20 protein-coding genes are annotated in these 21,267 nt (G+C 50.0%); 12 read left to right on the forward strand and 8 right to left on the reverse strand.

Going from position 1 to position 21,267, the window contains the following annotated elements; genetic code table 11:
- The first annotated feature begins 144 nt into the window (after positions 1-144).
- Complete coding sequence (locus tag BZG83_RS06620) at positions 145-1,002, forward strand: mechanosensitive ion channel domain-containing protein (RefSeq protein ID WP_077479848.1); 858 nt, start codon at positions 145-147, stop codon at positions 1,000-1,002.
- A 50-nt stretch (positions 1,003-1,052) separates the two neighbouring features.
- On the opposite strand, the gene BZG83_RS06625 is transcribed toward BZG83_RS06620, so the two are convergent.
- Positions 1,053-1,640: a LysE/ArgO family amino acid transporter gene (locus BZG83_RS06625; protein ID WP_077479861.1), complete on the reverse strand. Its 588-nt coding sequence runs from the start codon at positions 1,638-1,640 to the stop codon at positions 1,053-1,055.
- Positions 1,641-1,795: 155 nt separating this feature from the next.
- Between BZG83_RS06625 and BZG83_RS06630 the strand changes: the two genes are divergently transcribed.
- Both BZG83_RS06630 and BZG83_RS06635 read left to right on the forward strand, forming a co-directional pair.
- Entirely contained in the window at positions 1,796-2,686 is an 891-nt protein-coding gene (locus BZG83_RS06630; protein ID WP_077479849.1) for a LysR family transcriptional regulator ArgP, read from the forward strand.
- A gap of 91 nt (positions 2,687-2,777) precedes the next feature.
- Positions 2,778-3,476 (forward strand): oxidative stress defense protein, encoded by a 699-nt coding sequence (locus BZG83_RS06635; protein ID WP_077479850.1) that lies wholly within the window; start codon positions 2,778-2,780, stop codon positions 3,474-3,476.
- 67 nt (positions 3,477-3,543) lie between these two features.
- On the opposite strand, the gene BZG83_RS06640 is transcribed toward BZG83_RS06635, so the two are convergent.
- The 3 genes from BZG83_RS06640 to BZG83_RS06650 form a co-directional block, all read right to left on the reverse strand.
- A complete protein-coding gene (locus BZG83_RS06640) occupies positions 3,544-5,091 on the reverse strand; it encodes an alanine/glycine:cation symporter family protein (protein WP_077479851.1) in 1,548 nt (515 codons plus the stop codon).
- A gap of 230 nt (positions 5,092-5,321) precedes the next feature.
- Positions 5,322-6,551, reverse strand: a complete 1,230-nt coding sequence (gene srmB, locus BZG83_RS06645) for an ATP-dependent RNA helicase SrmB (protein WP_077479852.1) — start codon at positions 6,549-6,551, stop codon at positions 5,322-5,324.
- 113 nt (positions 6,552-6,664) lie between these two features.
- Positions 6,665-7,411 carry a tRNA1(Val) (adenine(37)-N6)-methyltransferase gene (locus BZG83_RS06650; RefSeq protein ID WP_274532432.1) on the reverse strand — a complete coding sequence of 249 codons (747 nt, stop codon included), beginning with the start codon at positions 7,409-7,411 and terminating at the stop codon, positions 6,665-6,667.
- 267 nt (positions 7,412-7,678) lie between these two features.
- Here BZG83_RS06650 and brnQ point away from each other — a divergent pair, with 267 nt between their 5' ends.
- On the forward strand, positions 7,679-8,983 hold the full coding sequence (gene brnQ, locus BZG83_RS06655) for a branched-chain amino acid transport system II carrier protein (protein ID WP_077479853.1): 1,305 nt from the start codon (positions 7,679-7,681) through the stop codon (positions 8,981-8,983).
- A 62-nt stretch (positions 8,984-9,045) separates the two neighbouring features.
- Here brnQ and fldB read toward each other — a convergent pair whose 3' ends face one another.
- Positions 9,046-9,573: a flavodoxin FldB gene (gene fldB / locus BZG83_RS06660; RefSeq protein WP_069586546.1), complete on the reverse strand. Its 528-nt coding sequence runs from the start codon at positions 9,571-9,573 to the stop codon at positions 9,046-9,048.
- A 192-nt stretch (positions 9,574-9,765) separates the two neighbouring features.
- Between fldB and xerD the strand changes: the two genes are divergently transcribed.
- The 5 genes from xerD (at position 9,766) to BZG83_RS06685 (ending at position 16,653) form a co-directional block, all read left to right on the forward strand.
- Positions 9,766-10,614: a site-specific tyrosine recombinase XerD gene (gene xerD / locus BZG83_RS06665; protein WP_232112119.1), complete on the forward strand. Its 849-nt coding sequence runs from the start codon at positions 9,766-9,768 to the stop codon at positions 10,612-10,614.
- A gap of 15 nt (positions 10,615-10,629) precedes the next feature.
- The gene (gene recJ / locus BZG83_RS06670; protein WP_077479854.1) at positions 10,630-12,360 is read left to right on the forward strand and encodes a single-stranded-DNA-specific exonuclease RecJ; all 1,731 of its coding nucleotides are present in this window, start codon (positions 10,630-10,632) and stop codon (positions 12,358-12,360) included.
- Between the two features lie 91 nt (positions 12,361-12,451).
- Positions 12,452-13,550, forward strand: a protein-coding gene (gene prfB / locus BZG83_RS06675; RefSeq protein ID WP_101494789.1) for a peptide chain release factor 2 whose coding sequence is annotated in 2 segments (ribosomal slippage) — positions 12,452-12,526 and positions 12,528-13,550 — 1,098 coding nt in all. Because the reading frame shifts where the segments join, the coding sequence is not laid out codon by codon here.
- 26 nt (positions 13,551-13,576) lie between these two features.
- Positions 13,577-15,085, forward strand: coding sequence for a lysine--tRNA ligase (lysS, locus tag BZG83_RS06680; protein ID WP_069586549.1), 1,509 nt, complete (start codon positions 13,577-13,579; stop codon positions 15,083-15,085).
- A 230-nt stretch (positions 15,086-15,315) separates the two neighbouring features.
- Entirely contained in the window at positions 15,316-16,653 is a 1,338-nt protein-coding gene (locus BZG83_RS06685; protein ID WP_077479855.1) for a sigma-54-dependent transcriptional regulator, read from the forward strand.
- Between the two features lie 37 nt (positions 16,654-16,690).
- Here BZG83_RS06685 and BZG83_RS06690 read toward each other — a convergent pair whose 3' ends face one another.
- Positions 16,691-17,119, reverse strand: coding sequence for a PACE efflux transporter (locus BZG83_RS06690; RefSeq protein ID WP_077479856.1), 429 nt, complete (start codon positions 17,117-17,119; stop codon positions 16,691-16,693).
- Positions 17,120-17,296: 177 nt separating this feature from the next.
- Here BZG83_RS06690 and BZG83_RS06695 point away from each other — a divergent pair, with 177 nt between their 5' ends.
- Both BZG83_RS06695 and BZG83_RS06700 read left to right on the forward strand, forming a co-directional pair.
- On the forward strand, positions 17,297-18,193 hold the full coding sequence (locus tag BZG83_RS06695; protein ID WP_077479857.1) for a LysR family transcriptional regulator: 897 nt from the start codon (positions 17,297-17,299) through the stop codon (positions 18,191-18,193).
- A gap of 434 nt (positions 18,194-18,627) precedes the next feature.
- Entirely contained in the window at positions 18,628-18,858 is a 231-nt protein-coding gene (locus tag BZG83_RS06700; protein ID WP_077479858.1) for a hypothetical protein, read from the forward strand.
- Between the two features lie 87 nt (positions 18,859-18,945).
- Here the strand turns inward: BZG83_RS06700 and BZG83_RS06705 are convergent, their stop codons facing one another.
- Entirely contained in the window at positions 18,946-19,980 is a 1,035-nt protein-coding gene (locus BZG83_RS06705; RefSeq protein ID WP_077479859.1) for an NADP(H)-dependent aldo-keto reductase, read from the reverse strand.
- A gap of 138 nt (positions 19,981-20,118) precedes the next feature.
- Between BZG83_RS06705 and BZG83_RS06710 the strand changes: the two genes are divergently transcribed.
- On the forward strand, positions 20,119-20,421 hold the full coding sequence (locus tag BZG83_RS06710; protein ID WP_077456307.1) for a DUF6482 family protein: 303 nt from the start codon (positions 20,119-20,121) through the stop codon (positions 20,419-20,421).
- 9 nt (positions 20,422-20,430) lie between these two features.
- On the opposite strand, the gene mutH is transcribed toward BZG83_RS06710, so the two are convergent.
- Positions 20,431-21,096 (reverse strand): DNA mismatch repair endonuclease MutH, encoded by a 666-nt coding sequence (gene mutH, locus BZG83_RS06715; protein WP_077479860.1) that lies wholly within the window; start codon positions 21,094-21,096, stop codon positions 20,431-20,433.
- Positions 21,097-21,267 lie beyond the last annotated feature (171 nt).

Genomic DNA, 21,267 nt, shown 5'->3' on the forward strand with positions numbered 1-21,267 from the left:
CGGGTTTTTTTATATCTTCACTGGGAGCCTCAGTGAAGGTGTAGTCATAACTGTCTCAGTTTCGTTCTACAAAGCTAGACACAAGTGGGTCAAACCCTGCTAGCATAGCTTTATCATTGATGGTCCAAAAAGAGGGGCAAGGGAATGAGTGAAGAAAACGCGGTAGTAGAAGGTGCTAAGTTTGCGCAAACATGGTTTATCGACCATCAGGACCTATTGATCCAGTATGGCGTAAACATCTTGTCTGCGTTACTGATCCTAATTATCGGTAATCTGGTGGTGAAAGGCTTGGCCAATTCACTGGCTGCGGTGATGCGTAAGCGTCAAATGGATAACGCGGTGGTGGAGTTTATTCACGGCTTGGTGCGTTATCTGCTCTTTATCATTGTATTGATTGCCGCGCTCAGCCGGATTGGGGTACAAACCGCGTCTGTCATCGCGATTCTCGGTGCGGCAGGTTTGGCGGTGGGCTTGGCTTTGCAAGGGTCGTTAGCCAACTTTGCTGCTGGTGTCCTGATTGTCACCTTTAGGCCTTTTAAATCAGGCGATTACGTGGAGTTAGCCGGCGTTGCCGGTTCGGTCGAGTCGATTCAAATTTTCTCCACGGTACTGACCACGCCTGATAATAAGATGGTGGTGGTGCCTAATGGCTCGGTGATCAGTAGTCCAATCACCAACTATTCGAAACATGCGACGCGTCGTATTAATTACACCATTGGCGTGTCTTACAACGCGGATCTGAAAAAGACCAAAGCCATTTTAACGGAAGTGGTTACCAATCATCCTTTGGTATTGAAGGATCCCGCACCGACTATTGGTGTGATGACATTAGCGGACTCATCCGTGAACTTTGTGGTTCGTCCTTGGGTGAAAACCAGCGACTATTGGAGCGTGTATTATGAGCTGCTGCAGTCGATAAAAGAGTCCTTGGATGAACACAATATTGAGATCCCATTCCCGCAGATGAGCGTGCATATCAACCGAAGCGATGTGAGTGAATAACTTGTGCTTTGACGTTGGTCATCGAACGGCACCTACGAGGTGCCGTTTTCTTATCCTGCGACGAGGCGCGTGTACAAGCCTAATGCGAGTTTTATCGCGACAAAAAGCATCATACTGGCCATTAAGGTATCGAGCAGGCGGCGAATTGATGGGGTTGATAGCCAAGGAGATAATCGCGCCGCCCCTGCGGATAAACCATAAAACCATAAGCAAGAGCCGAGTAATGCGCCAACCGTAAAGGCTACACGCTCATCAAAGGCAAACTGTCCACCAATGGCACCTAGGACGACCACTGTATCCAAATAGACATGTGGATTGAGTAGCGTCACCGCTAGCGCGCCAATAATCACGGCACGTCGACCTCGGCTCATCGTGGGCGTGTAAACGTCATTTTCAGCAGGCTGGCGAGCACTTTGAATAAACTGCCATGCATACATACTTAAAAATGCGATACCGGCTAATGTAATGGTGTTGAGCAACACCGGATAGCTAGCCAGTAGTGCGCCTCCACCAAAAATGCCGCTTGAAATCAGTATGATATCGCATAAAAAGCAAATGGAAGCAGTGGTCATATGATGTTCACGGCTGATCCCTTGGTTAATCACGTAGGCATTCTGTGCGCCGATAGGAATAATCATGGTTAGGCTTAGCCCCAAGCCTTGGAGCGCCACAAAAAAACTACTCACAGTTTGATCCTTTTATCACGAGGTATGACTCCCACTTTAAGCAGGGATGGCTATTAAGTGAACTTAATTATATTTATGGTTAATTAGTTTAACTTATGGGGGTGTGAATGGACTATCGAGGCGTGGAAGCGTTAGACGCGGTGATCACCTTAGGGGGATTTGAGCGTGCCGCTGCGGCGTTGTTTATTACCCAATCGGCGGTCTCGCAGCGGATCAAACAACTGGAGCGACAAATTGCGCAACCTGTGATGGTTCGCGAGCAGCCACCTCGGCTAACACCGATTGGACAGCGTCTACTGGGTTTGTACCGGCGTGTTCAGCTTTTGGAGCAAGAGACATTGCCAGAGCTTGCTCCAGATGCGGATGGCTCCGTACTCTCGGTATCAATTGCCACCAATGCTGATAGTCTCGCGACATGGTTGCTACCGGCACTCGCCCCCTTGTTAGACGCGCAAGCGATTGATCTCAATTTGCTCGTTGAAGATGAGAGCCGCACCTTGAAACGGATGCGAAGTGGTGAGGCAATTGCAGCCATTAGCACAGACTCCACACCCATGCATGGATGTGATTGCCTGTATTTGGGTCGCATGGACTATAGCTGTGTGGCAACCCCTGCATTTTCACAGCGATATTTCTCCCAAGGGATTGATAGGGAGGCCTTAATGGCGGCACCCGCCGTCATTTTCGATGCGCATGATGATATGCATGCGGACTTTCTTGCGTCCCATTTTGCGATGCCTGCCGCAGGGTGGCGGCGTCACATTGTTCGTTCGTCTGAGGCCTTTGTCGCGATGGCGAGTAAAAGTATGGCGTATTGTTTAATCCCCCGTTTAATGGTGTTAAAGCAGCTCGAGGAGGGAACCTTGATTGATGTGATGCCGGGTAAAGTCGAGGCCCGCCATCTTTATTGGCACTATTGGGCAATGGAAAGTGGTGTGTTGTCGGAAATGACCCATGCTTGCCAACAAGCGGCACAGCGTGCATTAGTGCAATCTTAACCGGAAATTGACCAAATACAGGGAGCCTTTTGGCTCATCGAGAGTCTTACCTGAGTGTTAGTAAAATCGTGAATCCATTTAAGGAGACCGTATGCGTAAACTCAAAGCTATGGTGCTGTTGACCAGTGCACTGGTGATGGCACCTGCCGCCATGGCTAATATCGATTTTCCCCATCTTGAAATCACAGGGGTCGGTGAAGTGACAGCCAAGCCAGATATGGCGATGATCCATGTGGCCGTAGTGACAGAAAGAAAAAGCGCCAAAGCCGCCAAGCTCGCCTCGGATAAAGCGGTAGCTGAGTTTATTAACCGTTTGAATAAGCAAGGCGTTACGCGTGAACAAATAGAAAGTGCGCACATCAATTTGTCACCACGTTACCAGTATCCCAAAGATAAAGCTCCAGAATTAACGGGTTACCGCGCCGAGCGTCAAGTGACAGTGACCTTAAATGATCTCACTAATCTAAACGCGGTACTGGATGGTGCGTTAGGTGATGGCATAAACCGTATTAGCCATATTCAACTGACGAGCAGTGATTATGCCGCGTTAGAAGCGAAAGCCCGAGAGGCGGCGGTGAAAGATGCGCGAGAAAAAGCAGCCGCATTGGCCGAAAGTTTAGCGATGAAGTTAGATGGTGTATGGCAGATTCGCTATCGCTCAAGCTCGCCTCGCCCAGTCATGATGCAGGCTGAAATGCGCGGTGCTAAAGCGGATGTGGCGGCCAGTTATCAAGATGCGACGATGGAAGTGCGTGATCAAGTAGATATTATTTTTCGTCTTGACGATTAATCCTGCCTCTCTTCATTAATACAAAGGGCGCCGATGGGCGCCCTTATTGCGGCTAACTAAGCGGTGGTTACGCGGTGGGATTCACCGGCTTACCTTTTCCATCTTCTGCTTGGTCGCTTTGCGCTTGTTGGCGACGAGCAAGGCGTTGTTCCCAATAATCTGCATTCTTAATCCCTAATTTCACAGGATCAAACGTGTAGGTCTCAACCCCTTTCGCTTGTTGTTCTTCATAGTCTTTAAGCGCTTTGAGTGCCGGTTTACCAATAAAGAAAATAATGATAATACCGACAATGTTGAGCCATGCCATCAGACCGACACCGGCATCACCAAATGCCCACGCAAGGTTCGCGCTACGTACACACCCGTAGAATACCGCTGACATCAGCACGATTTTAAGCGCAAACATCATACCGGGCACTTTGAAAGTGCGGCGCAAGTATGCAACGTTGGTTTCGGCAATATAGTAGTACGCCAAGATAGTTGTGAATGCGAAGAAGAACAGCGCAAAGGCAATAAAGGGTTTACCTAGGCCCGGCATTGCTTGCTCGATAGCCAGCTGCGTAAACTCAGGGCTATTTGCCGCAACAGATGACGCGAGATTTTGCACAATAAAGGCGTCACCCGCACCGTGTACGTTATAGGCACCGGTAATGATGATCATAAACGCGGTGGCAGAACAAACTAACAGAGTATCGATATAGACGGAGAATGACTGCACTAAACCTTGCTGTGCCGGGTGCTCAACGTTGGCTGCGGCGGCGGCATGAGGGCCTGTTCCTTGTCCGGCCTCGTTAGAGTAGACGCCACGTTTCACACCCCAGCCAATCGCAGCACCGGCACCTGCCATCGGTGTAAAGGCATCACCGATGATCATAGCAATGACACCAGGGATCTCGCTGATGTTCAGCAAGATGATCACGAACGCAATGATGATGTAAGCAAGCGCCATAAATGGCACAACGATTTGAGTAAAGTGGGCAATACGCTTTACACCACCAAAAATGATGAAGCCAAGTACAACGGAAATAAAGGCACCGGTGATGACTTTCGACACCTCTAGGGCGCCAAACATCGCCGTATCAACCATAGCGCCAGAACCAAAAGCGGTCTCTACTGCGTTACCAATGGCGTTAGACTGCACGCCCGGCAGCATTACACCACATGCAAGTAGGGTCGCGAATGCAAACAAGATGGCGTACCACTTTTGACCTAACGCTTTTTCAAAGTAGTAGGCCGGACCGCCGCGGAATTCGCCGTTGTCCTCTTCTTTATAAATCTGTGCGAGGGTTGACTCTGTGTACGCGGTAGCCGCACCGAGAAAGGCGACGACCCACATCCAGAATACCGCACCTGGGCCGCCAAACCCAATGGCAGCAGCAACCCCAGCGATATTACCGGTACCGACACGCCCCGAAAGTGAGACCGCGAGTGCTTGGAAGGAGGAAATCCCTTTTTTTGAGCTTTTATTGGAGAAGAGTAAGCGCCACATTTCTGAGAAGTGACGGACTTGTGCGAAACGCGTCAAAATGGAGTAGAACAGACCGGCACCCAAGCAGGTATAGATCAGCGCTGGACTCCAAATGATGCTATTTAAAAAATCGACAAACGATTGCATAGTGAGTTCCTTCTACTGTGTTTGCATCATGTTGTTTTTTTATCCACCCGCATCTTAAACTGATTCGGTGCTCAATTGTTAATATTTTGTGTCATTTGGTTTTTTGATGTGTGAATCTGATCGTTTTGTGTTCAGAAAAATAGGCGGGATAACAAAACAAAAGGAGGCCTTATGCGGCCTCCTTCATATAAGCGATGGACAATCAAGCTGTCGCATCAGGCAAGGGCTGTCTAGCTCTTTTTACGCTTTTTCGGCTTTTTAGCAGAAACGGCTTTTTTACCGGTTTGCTTCTTCTTTTTCTTCTTATGCTCTGCTTTTTTATGTTTTGGTTTCAGGCCATCAATGGTTCGCTCTTTAACATCTTCATCCATGTAACGCGAAATACGTTCCATCATCGGCTGATCATGGGCTTCTACCAATGACAAGGCTGAGCCTTTTTTACCTGCGCGTGCGGTGCGACCAATGCGGTGTAAGTAGACATCTGCGGTACGCGGTAAGTCGTAGTTAATCACGTGGGTAATATCTGGCACATCAATACCGCGTGCGGCGACATCGGTGGCCAGTAAGAYGTTCACTTTACCTTCACTAAACCGGCTAATTGCATTGTTGCGTTTGGCTTGCTGCATTTCACCTTGGATCCACGCACAATCCAGTTGTTGTGACTGCATGTAATCACGCAGATCGGCTAAACGCTCGCGTGTTTTGACAAACACAATAGCGCGCTCGGCTTGCTCGGTAAGAATATGTTTCAGCAAGGCGCGTTTATGCGCGAGATCGTCACAACGGTGATACCACTGGGTGATTTTTTTGCGTTCCCGGCGGGGTGGCTCCACATTAATAAGCTCAGGGTCGGTCAACAAGCTTTCGGTAAATCCAGTGACGCCGCGACCTTCAAGTGTGGCGGAAAACAACATGGTTTGACTGCGACGCTGACATTCATCAGAGAGGCGGTTTACCGCACTGGCAAATCCCATATCGAGCATGCGGTCGGCTTCATCTAACACCAAACACTCGATGGCGCGACAGTCGAAGCGTTCTGCCTCAATGTACTCCATGAGTCGCCCCGGTGTGGCGACGACGATATCCTGTGTTTTGCCTAACTGTTCTGCATGATCTTGATAGGAAATACCGCCGGTGATGGTGAAAATCTTGAGCTCTGTGTTGACTGCCAAGGCGCGCGCTTCGTCAGCGACCTGAATCGCGAGCTCTCGGGTTGGGGTCAAGATCAGCACGCGCGCCGGTCCAGGCTTTTGGCGAGGAAAGTCGAGCAAGTGCTGTAACATAGGCAACAAGAAGGCGGCGGTTTTGCCTGTACCTGTTGGCGCAGAGGCTAAAATGTCGCGTCCATCCATCCCGTGGGGGATAACCTCGGATTGGATAAGCGTTGGACGTTGATAGCCCATATCGTCGAGGGCACTGAGCAATTCAGGATCGAGCTCAAGTTCGGCAAAGCTTCGCACAGGGTTTTTCTCCAAGGACAGTTAAGAGCAGCATTATATACGTAAATCGCGTCGATATGCAGAGTATCAGTAAATAGATCACATCGAGTGACTACCAGAAAGGTGTGTACTGATTAGGGCAATTTTAGATAAAAATCGCGCGTTAATGCTGCAAACGCGGGGGTAAAGTGGTTATGGTCATCACGTAACACCAGCGTATCAGAGAYCAATGGATGCGTCGTGGGGCTGAGGGTAAAAAGTAATCGTGATGCGGGTTTGCCAGGGGTCGGGTAAACGTACACCTGACGATGGAGGTGCAGGCCATATTGTGTCGCATCGGCAATCAATCGCTCGCCTTCGGTAACCGGCAAGATAAGATCGGCGCATCCGCTTGGGGTTAATCGCGCAACGAGCACGTGAAGCAGCGCCTCATGCGTCAATGTATGTGCATGCCGAGCCGTGGCACGCTTTGCATCGCGTGCGGTTTGTCCGCTGGTAAAATAGGGAGGGTTACATACGATATGCTCAAAGCGTGTGCTCGTGTGCCACTGTGTAATGTCGCCTTGTCGTAGCTGAATTTGCGTTGCAAAGGGGGAGGCATGCACATTTTGGGTTGCACAGGCATAAGCGGCGGGATCGTACTCGATGGCGGTGAGCGATAAATGTTGAAAACGCTGCGCAAGCATCAAGCTTAGGAGGCCGGTTCCTGTGCCAATATCGAGACTACTTTTCGCTTGTTTGGGATCAGCCCAAGCGCCCAACAATACCCCATCGGTACTGACTTTCATTCCACAGTTGTCTTGGGTCACGCTAAATTGTTTGAATCGAAACTCGCTCACTAGGTTGCCTTCTCCGCTTGATGCATCCTGCCCGAAGAGCAGTGTTTTTTACTGTTATGTAATCAGTATGTTACTGGTGGGGTCTGTTAAAAAATATCGCTTTTAACATCACAGCCAGTTTATTGAGCTAACTGTTACTTTTAAAACAGAAGATCACAAGGTTTTGCTGTCATGGCTTTACTGTGATGATGATCTTGTTCATTATTCTAAATTCTGCCCGTTGTATGAAACAAAATATTATAAATCTAGGTTTCAGCTGGGCGAATCATTACTCATTGCAAACACCATCTAAAGCTGTAGGAATTAATCGTGACTAAGCGTTTAAAATTAGTTGATATTTTAGCGTTAGGTTTTATGACCTTCGCCTTTTTCTTAGGCGCAGGGAATATCATCTTCCCGCCTCAAGCTGGCATGTTAGCCGGTGAACACTTCACATCCGCCATGACGGGCTTTTTGATCACGGCTGTTGGTCTCCCGCTGGTTGGTATCATTGCGGTTGCCATCGCTGGTGGCGGCTGGAAAGGCCTGACGCGTGATTTACCCTCGGGACTCGCCACTTTAATGGCAGTGCTGATTTTTATCATTATCGGTCCTGCTTTTGCTGCGCCTCGTGCCGGGCTCGTTGCTTACGAAATTGGCTTTAAACCCTTTTTGCTCGAGCCAGGTCAAGTTGAACTGACAGCTTTCTCCATCGTCTTTTTTGCCGTTGCTATGTTTTTCTCACTCTCTCAGGGCAAATTGATTGACTCGATTGGTAAGCTACTGACTCCGCTGCTATTCGCGGCGTTGGCAACTCTTGCGATTGCTGTGATTGTCAATCCTCAGGGTGACGTGGCAGCGGCGCAAGGCGCCTATGTGAACAATGCGTTGACTACAGGTTTCCTCGAAGGTTACAACACCATGGATACCTTTGCGGCACTGATGTTCGGTATGCTGATTGTCGATGTGATTCGCAAAAAAGGCATCGAAGACAATAAAACGACCTGTATGTATCTGATTTATGCAGGCGTGATTGCAGCAGCCGGCTTGGCGTTTGTTTACATTTCTCTGTTTTATTTGGGATCGACTGCCAGTGAAGTGGCCGCTGGGACGCAAAATGGTGGCGAAATCATGGCCGCCTACGTTAATGCGTTGTTTGGTCCTGTAGGGCAAATGATTTTGGCGGCGATTATTGGCTTGGCCTGTCTCACCACAGTAATTGGCTTGGTAAGCGCCTGTGCCGATTACTTTAGCACTTTGACCAGTTGGACTTATCGCCGCTGGGTAGTTGTGGTGTCTTTAGTGTGTGCAATTGTTGCAAACGTGGGTCTTAAACAACTGATCGCGATCTCAGTGCCGGTATTGTTTGCCTTGTATCCGGTTGCAATTGCCCTGATCGGTTTAACCTTTATCCGTCGCTGGTTGCCAAACCCAGCATTGGGTTATCGTGTCGTACTTGGCGTAGCTTTGCTGTTTAGCCTGCTCGATGCGGTGAAAGTGATGGGTGTGGATATGAGCGCCTTTAACTTCTTGCCATTGTTCGATGTTGGCATGGCATGGTTGCTCCCGACCGTGGCGGCCATGATTGTGGCGAAATGGCTTGGGACAAGTTCGGACAAGTTCGCGCAAGCGTAACGATCTTACCCAATAAAAAAACCGCGCTCAGGCGCGGTTTTTTTATATCAACAGGCGAGGTATCAGGCCTGTTCGAGTAACGCTTGGTATTCAACCAAAACTTGCTCGCACCAGGTGTGAATCCGTTCGTCGCTTAGGTCGTACTCACTGTCTTCGTCTAGGGCCAAGCCAACAAACTGTTTTCCGTCGTCTGTCACAGCTTTAGACGCATCAAAGCGGTAGCCTTCGGTGGGCCAATAGCCAATAAATTGCGCACCACTGCCTTGCAGCTGCTGGTGGAGCATGCCCATGGCATCAAGATACCATTCGGCATAGCCTTCTTGGTCGCCAAGGCCAAATAATGCAATCACTTTGCCTTGCAGTTGCAGACTATCAATGTCTTGCCAAACGGCTTCCCAATCTTCTTGCAGCTCACCGAAGTCCCAAGTTGAAATGCCGAGAAGTAGCAAGTCATACTCTGCCATTTTGGCCAGCGGCGTTTCTTTGACGTTGTGCAACTCAACCAAATCGTCGCCGATAAAGTCACGGATTTTTTCCGCTGCCATTTCGGTATAACAGGTGGTTGAGCCATAAAACAGACCGATTCTCATAGTTTGACTCATTTGGTTTGATTACCTGCAGTTTACCTGCTGGTGGGTAATTTGATCCAGCAAGCGGCGCCGACATTTTGTATAATGACCCGCGCTAAGTCGCGTGTGGCGCCGTTATTATTCGAGTTTTCCCCAATAAGCAGGCTGAATGTGAACAAGAATGTTGAATTAATCGAGCAGTTCCTCGATGCCATGTGGATGGAGCGGGGGCTATCGGAAAACACCCTCGGCTCTTATCGGAATGACTTGCTTAAGCTCTGCCACTGGCTTGATAGCCGTGCATTGCTGTCGGTGAGTAAACAGGACTTGCAGGATTATCAGTACTGGTTGCACGAGCAAGCCTATCAGCCCAGCAGCCGAGCCCGTATGGTGTCGGCACTGCGTCGTTTGTTCCAGTATCTATACCGTCAAAAGCTGCGTCCGGATGATCCGAGTGCCACCTTAATTAGCCCTAAACAACCGAAACGCTTGCCGAAAGATCTCAGTGAAGAGCAAATTGACGCATTACTCGATGCGCCCAATACCGACGATCCGCTGGAGCTGCGCGATAAAGCCATGCTTGAGTTGCTTTACGCCACGGGGTTGCGTGTTACTGAGCTGGTGGGCTTGACCACTGAAAATGTGAGTTTACGGCAAGGTGTGGTCCGTGTGGTTGGTAAAGGCGACAAGGAGCGCTTGGTGCCGATGGGAGAAACTGCGGTAGATTGGTTGGAGCATTATTTGGCACACAGCCGGCCTGTGCTGCTTGGCGAAACCAGTACCGATGTTTTTTTCCCCAGCAAACGGGCGCGACAGATGACACGCCAAACGTTTTGGCATCGTATTAAGTATTACGCTCAGCTGGCAGGGATTGATAGCGACGCGCTCTCCCCGCATGTGTTACGCCACGCGTTTGCCACCCATTTGCTCAATCACGGTGCTGATTTGCGTGTGGTACAAATGTTACTTGGCCATAGCGACCTTTCGACGACCCAAATCTATACCCATGTTGCGACTGAGCGCTTGAAACAGCTGCATCAAACTCATCATCCACGCGGCTAACCCTGATTGGTGATTATGATAGAGATAAAACGACGAATGCCGACGGTCACGCCGGCCTTTAGTGATGATATTCCCCCTTTGCTACAACGCTTGTATGCCAATCGAGGACTGCGCGAAGACAGTGAGTTAAACCGCAGTGTGGCAGGCTTACATCAATACCAAGCGTTAACCGGTATCGAAGGCGCTGTCGCACTACTGTCGGAGGCGATCGCAACCCACAAGTCGATTCTTATCGTGGGAGACTTTGACGCTGATGGCGCGACCTCGTCGGCGCTCTCGGTGAAGGCGCTTCGCATGATGGGCGCAACGCGAGTCGATTATTTAGTGCCAAACCGTTTTGACGATGGTTATGGACTGAGTCCTGACGTCGTCGAACAAGCGGCCGAGCGTGATGCTGATCTCATCATGACCGTTGATAATGGTGTGTCATCGTTGGCCGGAGTCGCGCATGCCAAAGCGCTAGGCATGCAAGTGGTGGTGACCGATCACCACCTACCCGGAGAGCAGCTGCCTGACGCAGATGCGATGGTAAACCCTAATCTAAATGACTGTGGCTTCCCGTCCAAAGCCCTTGCCGGTGTTGGGGTAGCATTTTATTTGATGTTGGCATTGCGGGCCCATTTGCGTGAACAAGGTTGGTTTGAGCAACAAGGCATTGCGATACCGAACTTGGCGGAACTGCTTGATTTGGTTGCATTGGGAACCGTAGCTGACGTGGTGGCATTGGATGCCAACAACCGTATCTTGGTGCACCAAGGCTTACAGCGCATTCGTGCAGGGCGATGTTGCCCCGGTATTCAGGCACTGATCGAAGTCGCTAACCGAAACATGGCGACCTTGGTGGCCAGCGACTTTGGATTTGCTTTAGGCCCAAGGATCAACGCGGCGGGTCGACTGGATGATATGTCGTTTGGGGTGGAGCTGTTACTGAGCAACAATATCCACGCCGCGCGCCGCATGGCCTCTGAGTTGGACGCACTTAACCAAACTCGCAAAGAAATTGAAGCCGGGATGAAGCAAGAAGCGGTGGCATGGTGTGAGCGCTTGATTGCCGAAAAAAGCGAACAAGACTTACCCGTTGGCCTTGCACTCTTTCAACGAGATTGGCATCAAGGCGTGATTGGTATTTTAGCCTCGCGTCTGAAAGAGCAGTTTCATCGTCCCGTGATCGCTTTTGCCGATGGGGGCGATGGCACCATTAAAGGCTCGGCGCGTTCGATTCCAGGATTGCACATGCGCGATACGCTGGATCGGATCGATACTCAGCATCCCGGCTTGATCAAAAAGTTTGGCGGGCATGCCATGGCGGCAGGGCTGACTATCGATGAGAGTGAATTTGAGCGTTTTGCCCGTCTGTTTGATACGCAAGTCCGTGAGGCAGTCAGCGAGGATGATCTCAAAGGCGTACTACTCAGTGATGGGGAACTGTCGAGTCGTGACTTGAGCATCGAAACCGCGGAGCTTATCCAAGCGGGGGGACCTTGGGGACAAGGATTTCCGGAGCCGCAATTTGATGGCACGTTTAAGGTGTTACAGCAAAAGCTGGTTGGCAGTAAGCATCTGAAATTAATGGTGGAGCATCCAGACGGTGGTGCCATGATTGATGCAATTGCGTTTAATATCGATGTGCGCCGTTGGCCGGACCCGAGTGTGAAGCAGATGCGGTTAGTCTACCGGCTGGATATTAACGAGTTTCGTGGTAATCGCAGTGCGCAATTGATTGTTTCTCATCTGGAGAGTGCTTAATTGTGCGGCTTTTTCCGTCATGCCCTGTTTATTGACCCCACAATTCGCTAAAATTCGGCGGTTAAATTTCCGCAAATGAAGATGCTTGACCATGTTTGAGATCAATCCAATCAAAAACCGCCTCGCGGACATCGCTGAACGCACCGATGTTCTTCGGGGGTATCTTTGACTACGATGCCAAGAAAGAGCGTCTAGAAGAAGTTAATGCCGAATTAGAACAGCCAGACGTCTGGAACGAACCTGAGCGCGCACAAGCACTGGGCAAAGAGCGTGCCTCGTTGGAAGCTGTGGTTGAAACCATTGACCAACTCACCCAAGGTGGTGAGGATGTTAACGAGCTTTTGATGCTCGCCGTTGAAGAAGACGATCAAGAAACCTTTGATGAAGTCGAGCCAGAGCTTGCCGACTTAGAAGCCAAACTTGAGAAGCTGGAATTTCGCCGTATGTTCGCCGGTGAACACGATGCGTCAGATTGCTATATCGATCTGCAAGCCGGTTCCGGCGGCACAGAAGCGCAAGATTGGACCAACATGATGTTACGCATGTACTTGCGTTGGGCCGATGCGAAAGGCTTTAAAGCGGAAGTCATTGAAGTATCTGAAGGTGAAGTCGCCGGCTTAAAGTCTGCCACCGTGCGGATTACAGGTGAATACGCCTACGGTTGGTTACGTACCGAAACCGGGGTGCATCGTTTGGTTCGTAAGTCACCATTTGATTCGGGTGGTCGCCGCCATACCTCGTTTGCGTCTGCGTTCGTATACCCTGAAATTGATGATGATATTGCCATCGACATCAATCCTGCCGATCTGCGTATTGATGTGTATCGCGCATCTGGCGCAGGTGGTCAGCACGTTAACACCACAGAGTCAGCGGTCCGTATTACTCACGTGCCGACCAATACGGTGGTGCAGTGCCAGAACGACCGTTCGCAGCATAAAAACAAAGACCAAGCGATGAAGCAGCTTCGCGCCAAACTGTTTGAGCTTGAGTTGCAAAAGCAAAACGCGGAAAAACAAGCCAACGAAGACGCGAAGTCAGATATCGGCTGGGGAAGCCAGATCCGTTCCTACGTGCTGGATGACTCACGCATCAAGGACTTGCGCACCGGGGTTGAAAACCGCAATACACAGGCCGTACTTGACGGCGATTTGGATAAATTTATTGAAGCCAGCCTCAAATCTGGCCTGTAATCACGACTTTGAGTAAAGGGTTTTCTATGACTGACCAGTTACAAGACGAAAATAAGCTGATAGCCGAGCGTCGCGCCAAACTGAATCACATCCGTGAAAACTGCAAGGCGAACGGTCATCCTAATGATTTCCGTCGCGAGCACCTTGCTGCGGACCTACAAGCTGAATTTGGCGAAAAAGAAAAAGCTGAGCTAGAAGCGCTCGATCATAAAGTGACCATCGCAGGCCGTATCATGGCAAAACGTGGTCCTTTCTTGGTGGTACAAGACGTCTCGGGCCGTATTCAAGCCTATGCCTCTAAAGACGTTCAAAAGGCACTGAAAGCCGAATACCACGGCTTGGATATCGGTGACATCATCGGTGTACACGGTGCGCTGCACAAATCCGGCAAAGGCGATCTGTATGTCAATATGGAACGCTACCAGTTGCTGACCAAGGCCTTGCGTCCATTGCCTGAAAAATTCCATGGCTTGGCGGATCAAGAGCTGCGCTATCGTCAGCGCTATGTCGACTTGATCGTCAACGAAGAATCGCGTCAGGCGTTCCAAATCCGTTCCAGTGTAGTGACAGCCATCCGTAACTACATGGTAGAAAAACACTTTATGGAAGTAGAAACCCCGATGATGCATGTCATCCCTGGGGGCGCGACTGCACGTCCATTTATCACTCACCACAATGCGCTAGATATTGATATGTACTTGCGTGTGGCGCCAGAGCTTTATCTTAAGCGTTTGGTCGTGGGTGGTTTTGAGCGTGTGTTCGAGATTAACCGCAACTTCCGTAACGAAGGCTTGTCGCCTCGTCATAACCCAGAATTCACTATGATGGAATTCTATATGGCGTACGCGGATTACAATGATCTGATGGACTTGACCGAAGACATGCTATCGCGTGTTGCTCTCGAGGTTCTGGGGCAATCTGTGATGCCATACGGCGAGCATGAAATTAACTTTGCTGGTCCATACCCACGCATGACCATGCTGGATGCGATTAAGCAATACAACCCCGATCATGCTGAGATCCAAGCATTGACCTACGAGAATGCGCAAGACCGTGATCATCTCGCGGCGATTGCCAAATCACTGAAAATCAGTGTGGAGTCATTTTGGACTGCCGGTCAGCTGATGGAAGAAATCTTTGGTGAAACCGCCGAGCCTCAGTTGATTCAGCCAACCTTTATCACTGAGTATCCGGCAGATATTTCACCACTAGCACGTCGCAACGATGACAACCCGTTTGTAACCGATCGCTTTGAGTTCTTTGTCGGTGGTCGTGAAGTGGCGAACGGTTTCTCGGAGCTGAATGACGCGGAAGATCAAGACGCGCGCTTTAAAGCCCAAGTGGAAGCGAAAGACGCGGGCGACGATGAAGCCATGTATTATGATGCAGACTACATCAACGCGCTTGAGCATGGTTTGCCGCCAACGGCAGGACAAGGGATTGGTATTGATCGCTTGGTAATGCTGTTTACCAACACGCATACCATCCGTGACGTTATTCTATTCCCAGCGATGCGCCCACAACAAAACGGCTAAATCGTCAGGTTTGATCAAAAAGCGGCTTTCGAGCCGCTTTTTTTCTATCAGCGGCATCATGCCCGCGCTAAAAGCTTTATTTTATTCTGCTTTTTGCGACGAGTGACTAAAATTATACGTATTCTGACCTACTCAATGTCTCTTTATTGAGACAGAATCAGGACTGAGCCTCCTTATAATGGGGCTTTGGTTCTTCCGCAGTATCACAGACTGGATGTAAGGCAGAGGTTATGGGATTACACACAGGGAGTGAAACAAACTTGAGCTCATTGGTGGTCGTCGGGGGCCCGTATGAGCCTTGGATAGCAACCCTGGAACAAGCAGGCTGGCGGTGTCATCGTTGTTACGACTTGCGCGCAGCGCAATCTTTGTTGCAAGACATTGGCCCCTGTATTGGTATTGTTGACTTAAGCCACGATGATTTTAGCCTCAATGGCGTCGCGTCTATGGTTAACCGTAACAAGCAAGTGCGTTGGTTGGCCTTGGTGCGCGAAGAGCAATTGGGGAATGAAGCAATCTGCCAGTTTATTGTCAGCTTTTGCATTGATTACTTCACCTCGCCAGTGCCGAACTCACAGTTGATGAGCACCATTGGTCACCAATTGGGTATGCTGCGTTTGGAGCGTCAGGTGTGGCCCCATTTGGGCGATCACAGTGATATGGGCTTGGAAGGCAAAAGCCCTGCAATGAAAAAGCTGCGCGATCAGGTGCGACGTGTCGCGCCAACCGATGTGTCTGTATTGGTGGCCGGTGAGAGTGGGACAGGTAAAGAGCTGGTCGCACTGGCTATTCATAATGCATCTACCCGCGCCAAAGGCCCGTTTGAGTCGATTAAATGCTCGGCATTGGCCGACGAGCAAATGCAGCAAGAATTATTGGGTGATGACGAGACGCCCGGAAAAATACGCCAATGCCATCAAGGCACCTTATTTTTTGATGAAATCGGTGACTTACCGCTGCACTTACAAAGCCATTTATTGCATTTATTGCAAGAGGGGATGCTCGACATCAGTCATGACAAATACAATCGTGATTTGGATGTGCGTGTTATCGCCTCAACCCATATGGATTTAGAGAAACGGGTCGCTGAAGGATTGTTCCGCGAAGATCTGTATTATCGGCTGAATGTGTTGCGTATTAACATGCCGTCGTTGAAAGATAGACAAGCTGATGTCATCGACTTAGCCGACTATTTTCTGCTCAAGTTTGCCCGTCAATATAATACCCAAGCGCGAACGTTTTCAGATGAAGCCAAGAGTGTATTAAGCGCCTATTCATGGCCGGGGAACGTGCGGGAGTTGATCAATCAAGTCAAACGGGCCGTGCTTCTTGCCGATCACTTGGTCATCGAAGCGGAACATCTCGATTTACCTCGCCAAGGGGACTACAAACAAAGTCTGCGCAAAATACGCGAAGAGTCAGAGCGCGATGCATTGATTGCGGTACTCGAGTCGAACAAAGGGCAGGTGTCGGCAGCGGCGAGAGAGTTGGGCGTGTCGCGAGCTACCATGTATCGCTTGCTCAACAAACATAACTTGATCCCCACCCCTCGCACATTTCGTCAATAAAGAGATTGGGTTGGGCTGCTTCCGTGCAGCCTGACCATTACGCTTGGGGCGAATGGGAAGGGATCGGAAAGATTTGATCATAGACCCAGTTATAAWCAAAGGCGTAAAACAAGTAGAACACAACCATACCTAAATCCATCACCACGGCTTGCCAAAGGGTCATCGAGAGCCACCACATAATAAACGGAATGGTGACCACCAAAAGCCCAGCTTCAAACAGCACGGCGTGCAGGATTCGGATTGGTAGGGTTTTGAGGACACTGCCTCGCATCGCGAGCATGGCTCTATCAAACAGGATGTTATACACATAGTTCCAACCCGTCGCGATCACAGAAAACAGCACGCCCATCACCCCCAAGTGGCCGATATCAGCCCCCAATATCAAATTGAGCCCGAATACCACTAGAATTAGGCCTATTAATTCAAAGCCAATGGCATGGCGCCAGCGGTCGGCTTTTGTTCGCATTACAACCTCACACAACCCAATCAATTTACGTTATTCGCGATCGATAGTGGCGACGCTAGGGAGAAGACACCGTTTCGTCCACTATCGAGCTTCTGAACTATTGTATAGATAAAATCGATGTATCTAAGTTATTAACTATCGTATAAATAGATAGATGATAATTCTCGGGAGAGCTTGATGGCGTTTTCATTGGATCAATTAGCCGCGTTTGTGACGACAGCACAGACTGGCTCATTTTCTGCGGCGGCGAGAAAGCTGGGTAAAGCACAATCTGTGGTCAGCACCGCGGTCGCGAATCTCGAGATTGATTGGGCGGTGACGTTATTCGACCGTCAAGGGCGCTACCCGGTGCTGACAGAGCAAGGTGAGGCACTGCTGGGTAAAGCGAAACGAATTTTAACCGAAATGCAGCGTCTTCAAGCCAGCGCAGATGCGTTTGCAACCGGTGTCGAAACCCGCCTCACCATTGCTGCAGAGTCTGCCGCGATCTCGCCCAGTATTGCTGCGCGTCTGGCGGCGTTTGAACAGCAGTTTCCACAGGTCGAAATTGAAATTCTCACCGCCGCTTATGTGGATGTGATTAGCTTACTTGAGCAAGGGCGCGCGCAATTAGGGCTGCTGGTGCAGGAGCAACAGCTGCCGACCGCCTTTGAATTTTATAACCTTGAGATGATGCGCATGTGCGCGGTTTGCAGTGCTCAACATCCACTCGCGCGGTTAACGCACTTTGATTGGCCTGAAATTGTGAAGCATCGCCAAATTGTGGTGGCCGGACGAGATAGGCACGCGGCGCCGCGTTGGCAATATGCAGACAGCGCATGGCGAACAGAAAACTTGAGTGTGGCATTGCGTTTGGTTGAGGCGGGGATTGGTTGGGCGGAGCTACCCTTCTCATTGGTGGAAACGGCGGTTCAACAAGGTGAGTTAGTGATTTTGCCTTCCGATCTTGCACAAGATAGCTGGGAACTTTTTGTCGATTTGGTTTGGTTGCCTCAGCAGGCTATGGGGATAGCCCTACAAGCGTTGCGCCAACAGCTTATTGCCTCAAAGGTCAACTTATCGCCCGTTCAATGAGTTTAAGGCTCGAAGGGGATGAAAGCGACAGCTGATGCTGAGATAGGAACAGAATAATTATCTATTTATGTCACAGCCTTGTTAACCAGAGCAGTGCAAATACAAGGTTGCTAAAAACGACAGCAGAGTATTGCGTTAAATTTGCACAATTTTCGAATAAGTTATTGAATATAATGACGTGATGTTGAACAATAAACCCTCAAGTCACGCAGATTCATGTGTATTTAGGAGGCAACATGACATACATACCGAGCCAAAAACAGGGTGTCATCTTTGCCTCAGCGATGGGTCGTGCCAATCATTGCGCACGAGATACCCGCTTATACATCTGACTCTGCGACCAATTGTAACTGGCCGCGGGCATAATGCGGCCAGATTGCAGTCCCACTACGTATTGTGCCTGTGGCCTCCTTTAACCAACAAGGAGAGCCAACATGACTCAACTATCTTTATACCCATTAGCGCAAGTTGTTGTTCGTATCGATACACTTCGTCGGCGTCGTACCAACGCGAACCGCTATCGAATTGCCAATGTTGCATTGAACCGTCATTTGCAGCGTGATCTTGCTATCACCGCCGACTTTCAAGATGGGTTGCCTGTGAGTACACATTTCGCGGCAAAACGCTATCTTGTGACATGGCGACGACGATGGCGGTGGCTGTAATGGGTCCCAGAAAGCGGCGTTTGAGAGCAAACGCCGCCCTATCTAATCATCCTCTCCGCGGCAGCCTATAAGGCTGCCGTTTCTGGTTTAAGGGCATGGGTTTGGATAGCGAGTAGCGATATCGTCAATCCCCGCGAGGACGTCTTCACTGAGGGTAATATCGAGGCTGTCGATATTGCTTTCTAGCTGTTTTAGGGTGGTTGCGCCAATAATATTGGAGGCAACGAAAGGGCGAGAGTTGACAAAGGCGAGCGCCATTTGCGCCGGATCTAAGCCGTGCGCTCGGGCTAACTCAACGTATTCCTGCGTCGCTTTTTGTCCCGCCTCAGTAAAATAGCGGGAAAAACGCTGATGTAAGGTACAACGCGCACCAGAGGGACGCGCGCCGCCCAAATACTTCCCGCTGAGTGCCCCGAAGGCAAGGGGGGAGTAGGCAAGTAGCTCGACGCCTTCGTGATGACTGATTTCAGACAGGCCGACTTCAAAGCTACGGTTAAGTAAATTATAGGGATTTTGGATCGATACAATCCGCGTCAGGCTGTGTTTCTCGGCTAAGTGCAAATAGCTCATCACGCCCCAAGGCGTTTCATTGGACACCCCGACGTAGCGAATTTTACCGGCTTTCACCAGATCATTTAACGCATCCAGGGTATCTAGCAAGGTGACGCCGGAGTGCTCGTCTTGATACGGATAGTTCAATTTGCCAAAACAGTTATTGTGACGCTGTGGCCAGTGCACCTGATACAAATCGATGTAATCAGTTTTTAAGCGCGATAAGCTGTCTTCAACCGCTTGATGAATATGACGACGATTGAGGGACATATCCTCACGGATGTAAGGAACATTGCGTGGGCCTGCGACCTTAGTCGCTAAAATCACACGATCACGTTTCCCCGACTTTTCTAACCAGCTACCGATATACGCCTCAGTGCGGCCTTGCGTGGCTTGGCTGGGCGGAACCGGATACATTTCGGCGGTATCGATAAAATTAACGCCGCGCTCGAAGGCAAAATCCAATTGCGCATGAGCATCGGCTTCGGTGTTTTGCTCACCGAAGGTCATGGTGCCCAAGCACACTTTACTGACATCTAAGGTGGAATGGGGYAGGCGGTGGTATTGCATCCTGTCTCCTTGTCTGCAATCGACCTATGGCATTCCATAGTAGAGAATTTTATTGCGAAGCAAAAGCATTGTGTGCCTTGCTTGACAGTTTCTCAGATCCTGCTCTTAACTGATAAAGATCATAATGAGGAGAGCATCATGAACTATGGACAACTTAAGGCATGGATGCGCGCCGACCCGCGCTCTTGCCCCCAGTGTTATGTGATGGCCCACGCCGGTGGTGCGAAATATTCCGTTGAAGTGGAGGTGAAACACCACCTCGAACCTTTGCGTGACGATGCTACTGGTGAAGTGATGCAGTTTGATAATGTGGGTCAAGTGGGAGACCGCTTAAAGGCGCTGGGGATTGAACAAGGTGTGTTGCGCTTGTTCGACCCCTACGACGAGTTTGCCACCGGTGATCAACCGCCCTGCAAAGAGGATATGCCGATACGCTTTTAAGCCGTTCGGTCAGCTGACGAAAAATCGGCTTAGAATATGATGGGTGAACTGGGTGCGCAGATAAAAGCCACGCGGTAGGGTTTTGATCGGTTCGCCCTTTGCCCCAAACGCATCGGTAAGTGCATGGCTGTTAGCGGCTTTAGGGCGCAGCTGTAAATACTGGCCGTGACGCGCGGTAATATCATTCACCCGTCCTAAGGCAATCAAATCCATCAGCTCTTCCCAATCGGCACGCAGCTGCGCGTCTTCTTCTCGACTGGGTGACCAGAGCAGGGGAGTGCCTATGCGTCGCTCTGCGAGTGGGATGGTGCGTTCTCCTTCAACGGGAACCCAAAGGACACGGGAGAGTTTGTGTCGAACATGGCTGTGCTCCCACTGTACACCACTAATACCTGTCAAAGGCGCAACACATACAAAGGTGGTTTCGAGTGGTTTGCCATGCGCGTTTACGGGGATCGTTTTTAGCTCAATCCCTAAATGAGCAAAGTCTTGCTCGGGTTTACTTCCTGCCGTCGCGCCCAAGCAGGTTTCTAGCAACATGCCTACCCAGCCTTTTTCTCGGCTCAGATCGGCCGGACAGACGATCCCATGCTCTTGGCTGACTTCCCCTAGCGTGAAACCGGCTAAATCAGCGGCACGCTGCATGAGTTCTGATTCGGACTGTGGTGACTGCATACGGATAGCTTTTCGGCAACGGATAATGTTTGGCACAAGATGACCGGCATTATCGTTAAGCGTCGAGCAAGGCGCAAGGATCCTCATGGTGAAGATCTATCTGGCGTTGCTTTAGTTATCCACAGAAAGATAAGTGTTGCGTATAAGATTCACGACCATGATCATATATAC

The organism is Salinivibrio sp. PR919, assembly GCF_001995355.1.
Lineage (GTDB): Bacteria > Pseudomonadota > Gammaproteobacteria > Enterobacterales > Vibrionaceae > Salinivibrio > Salinivibrio proteolyticus.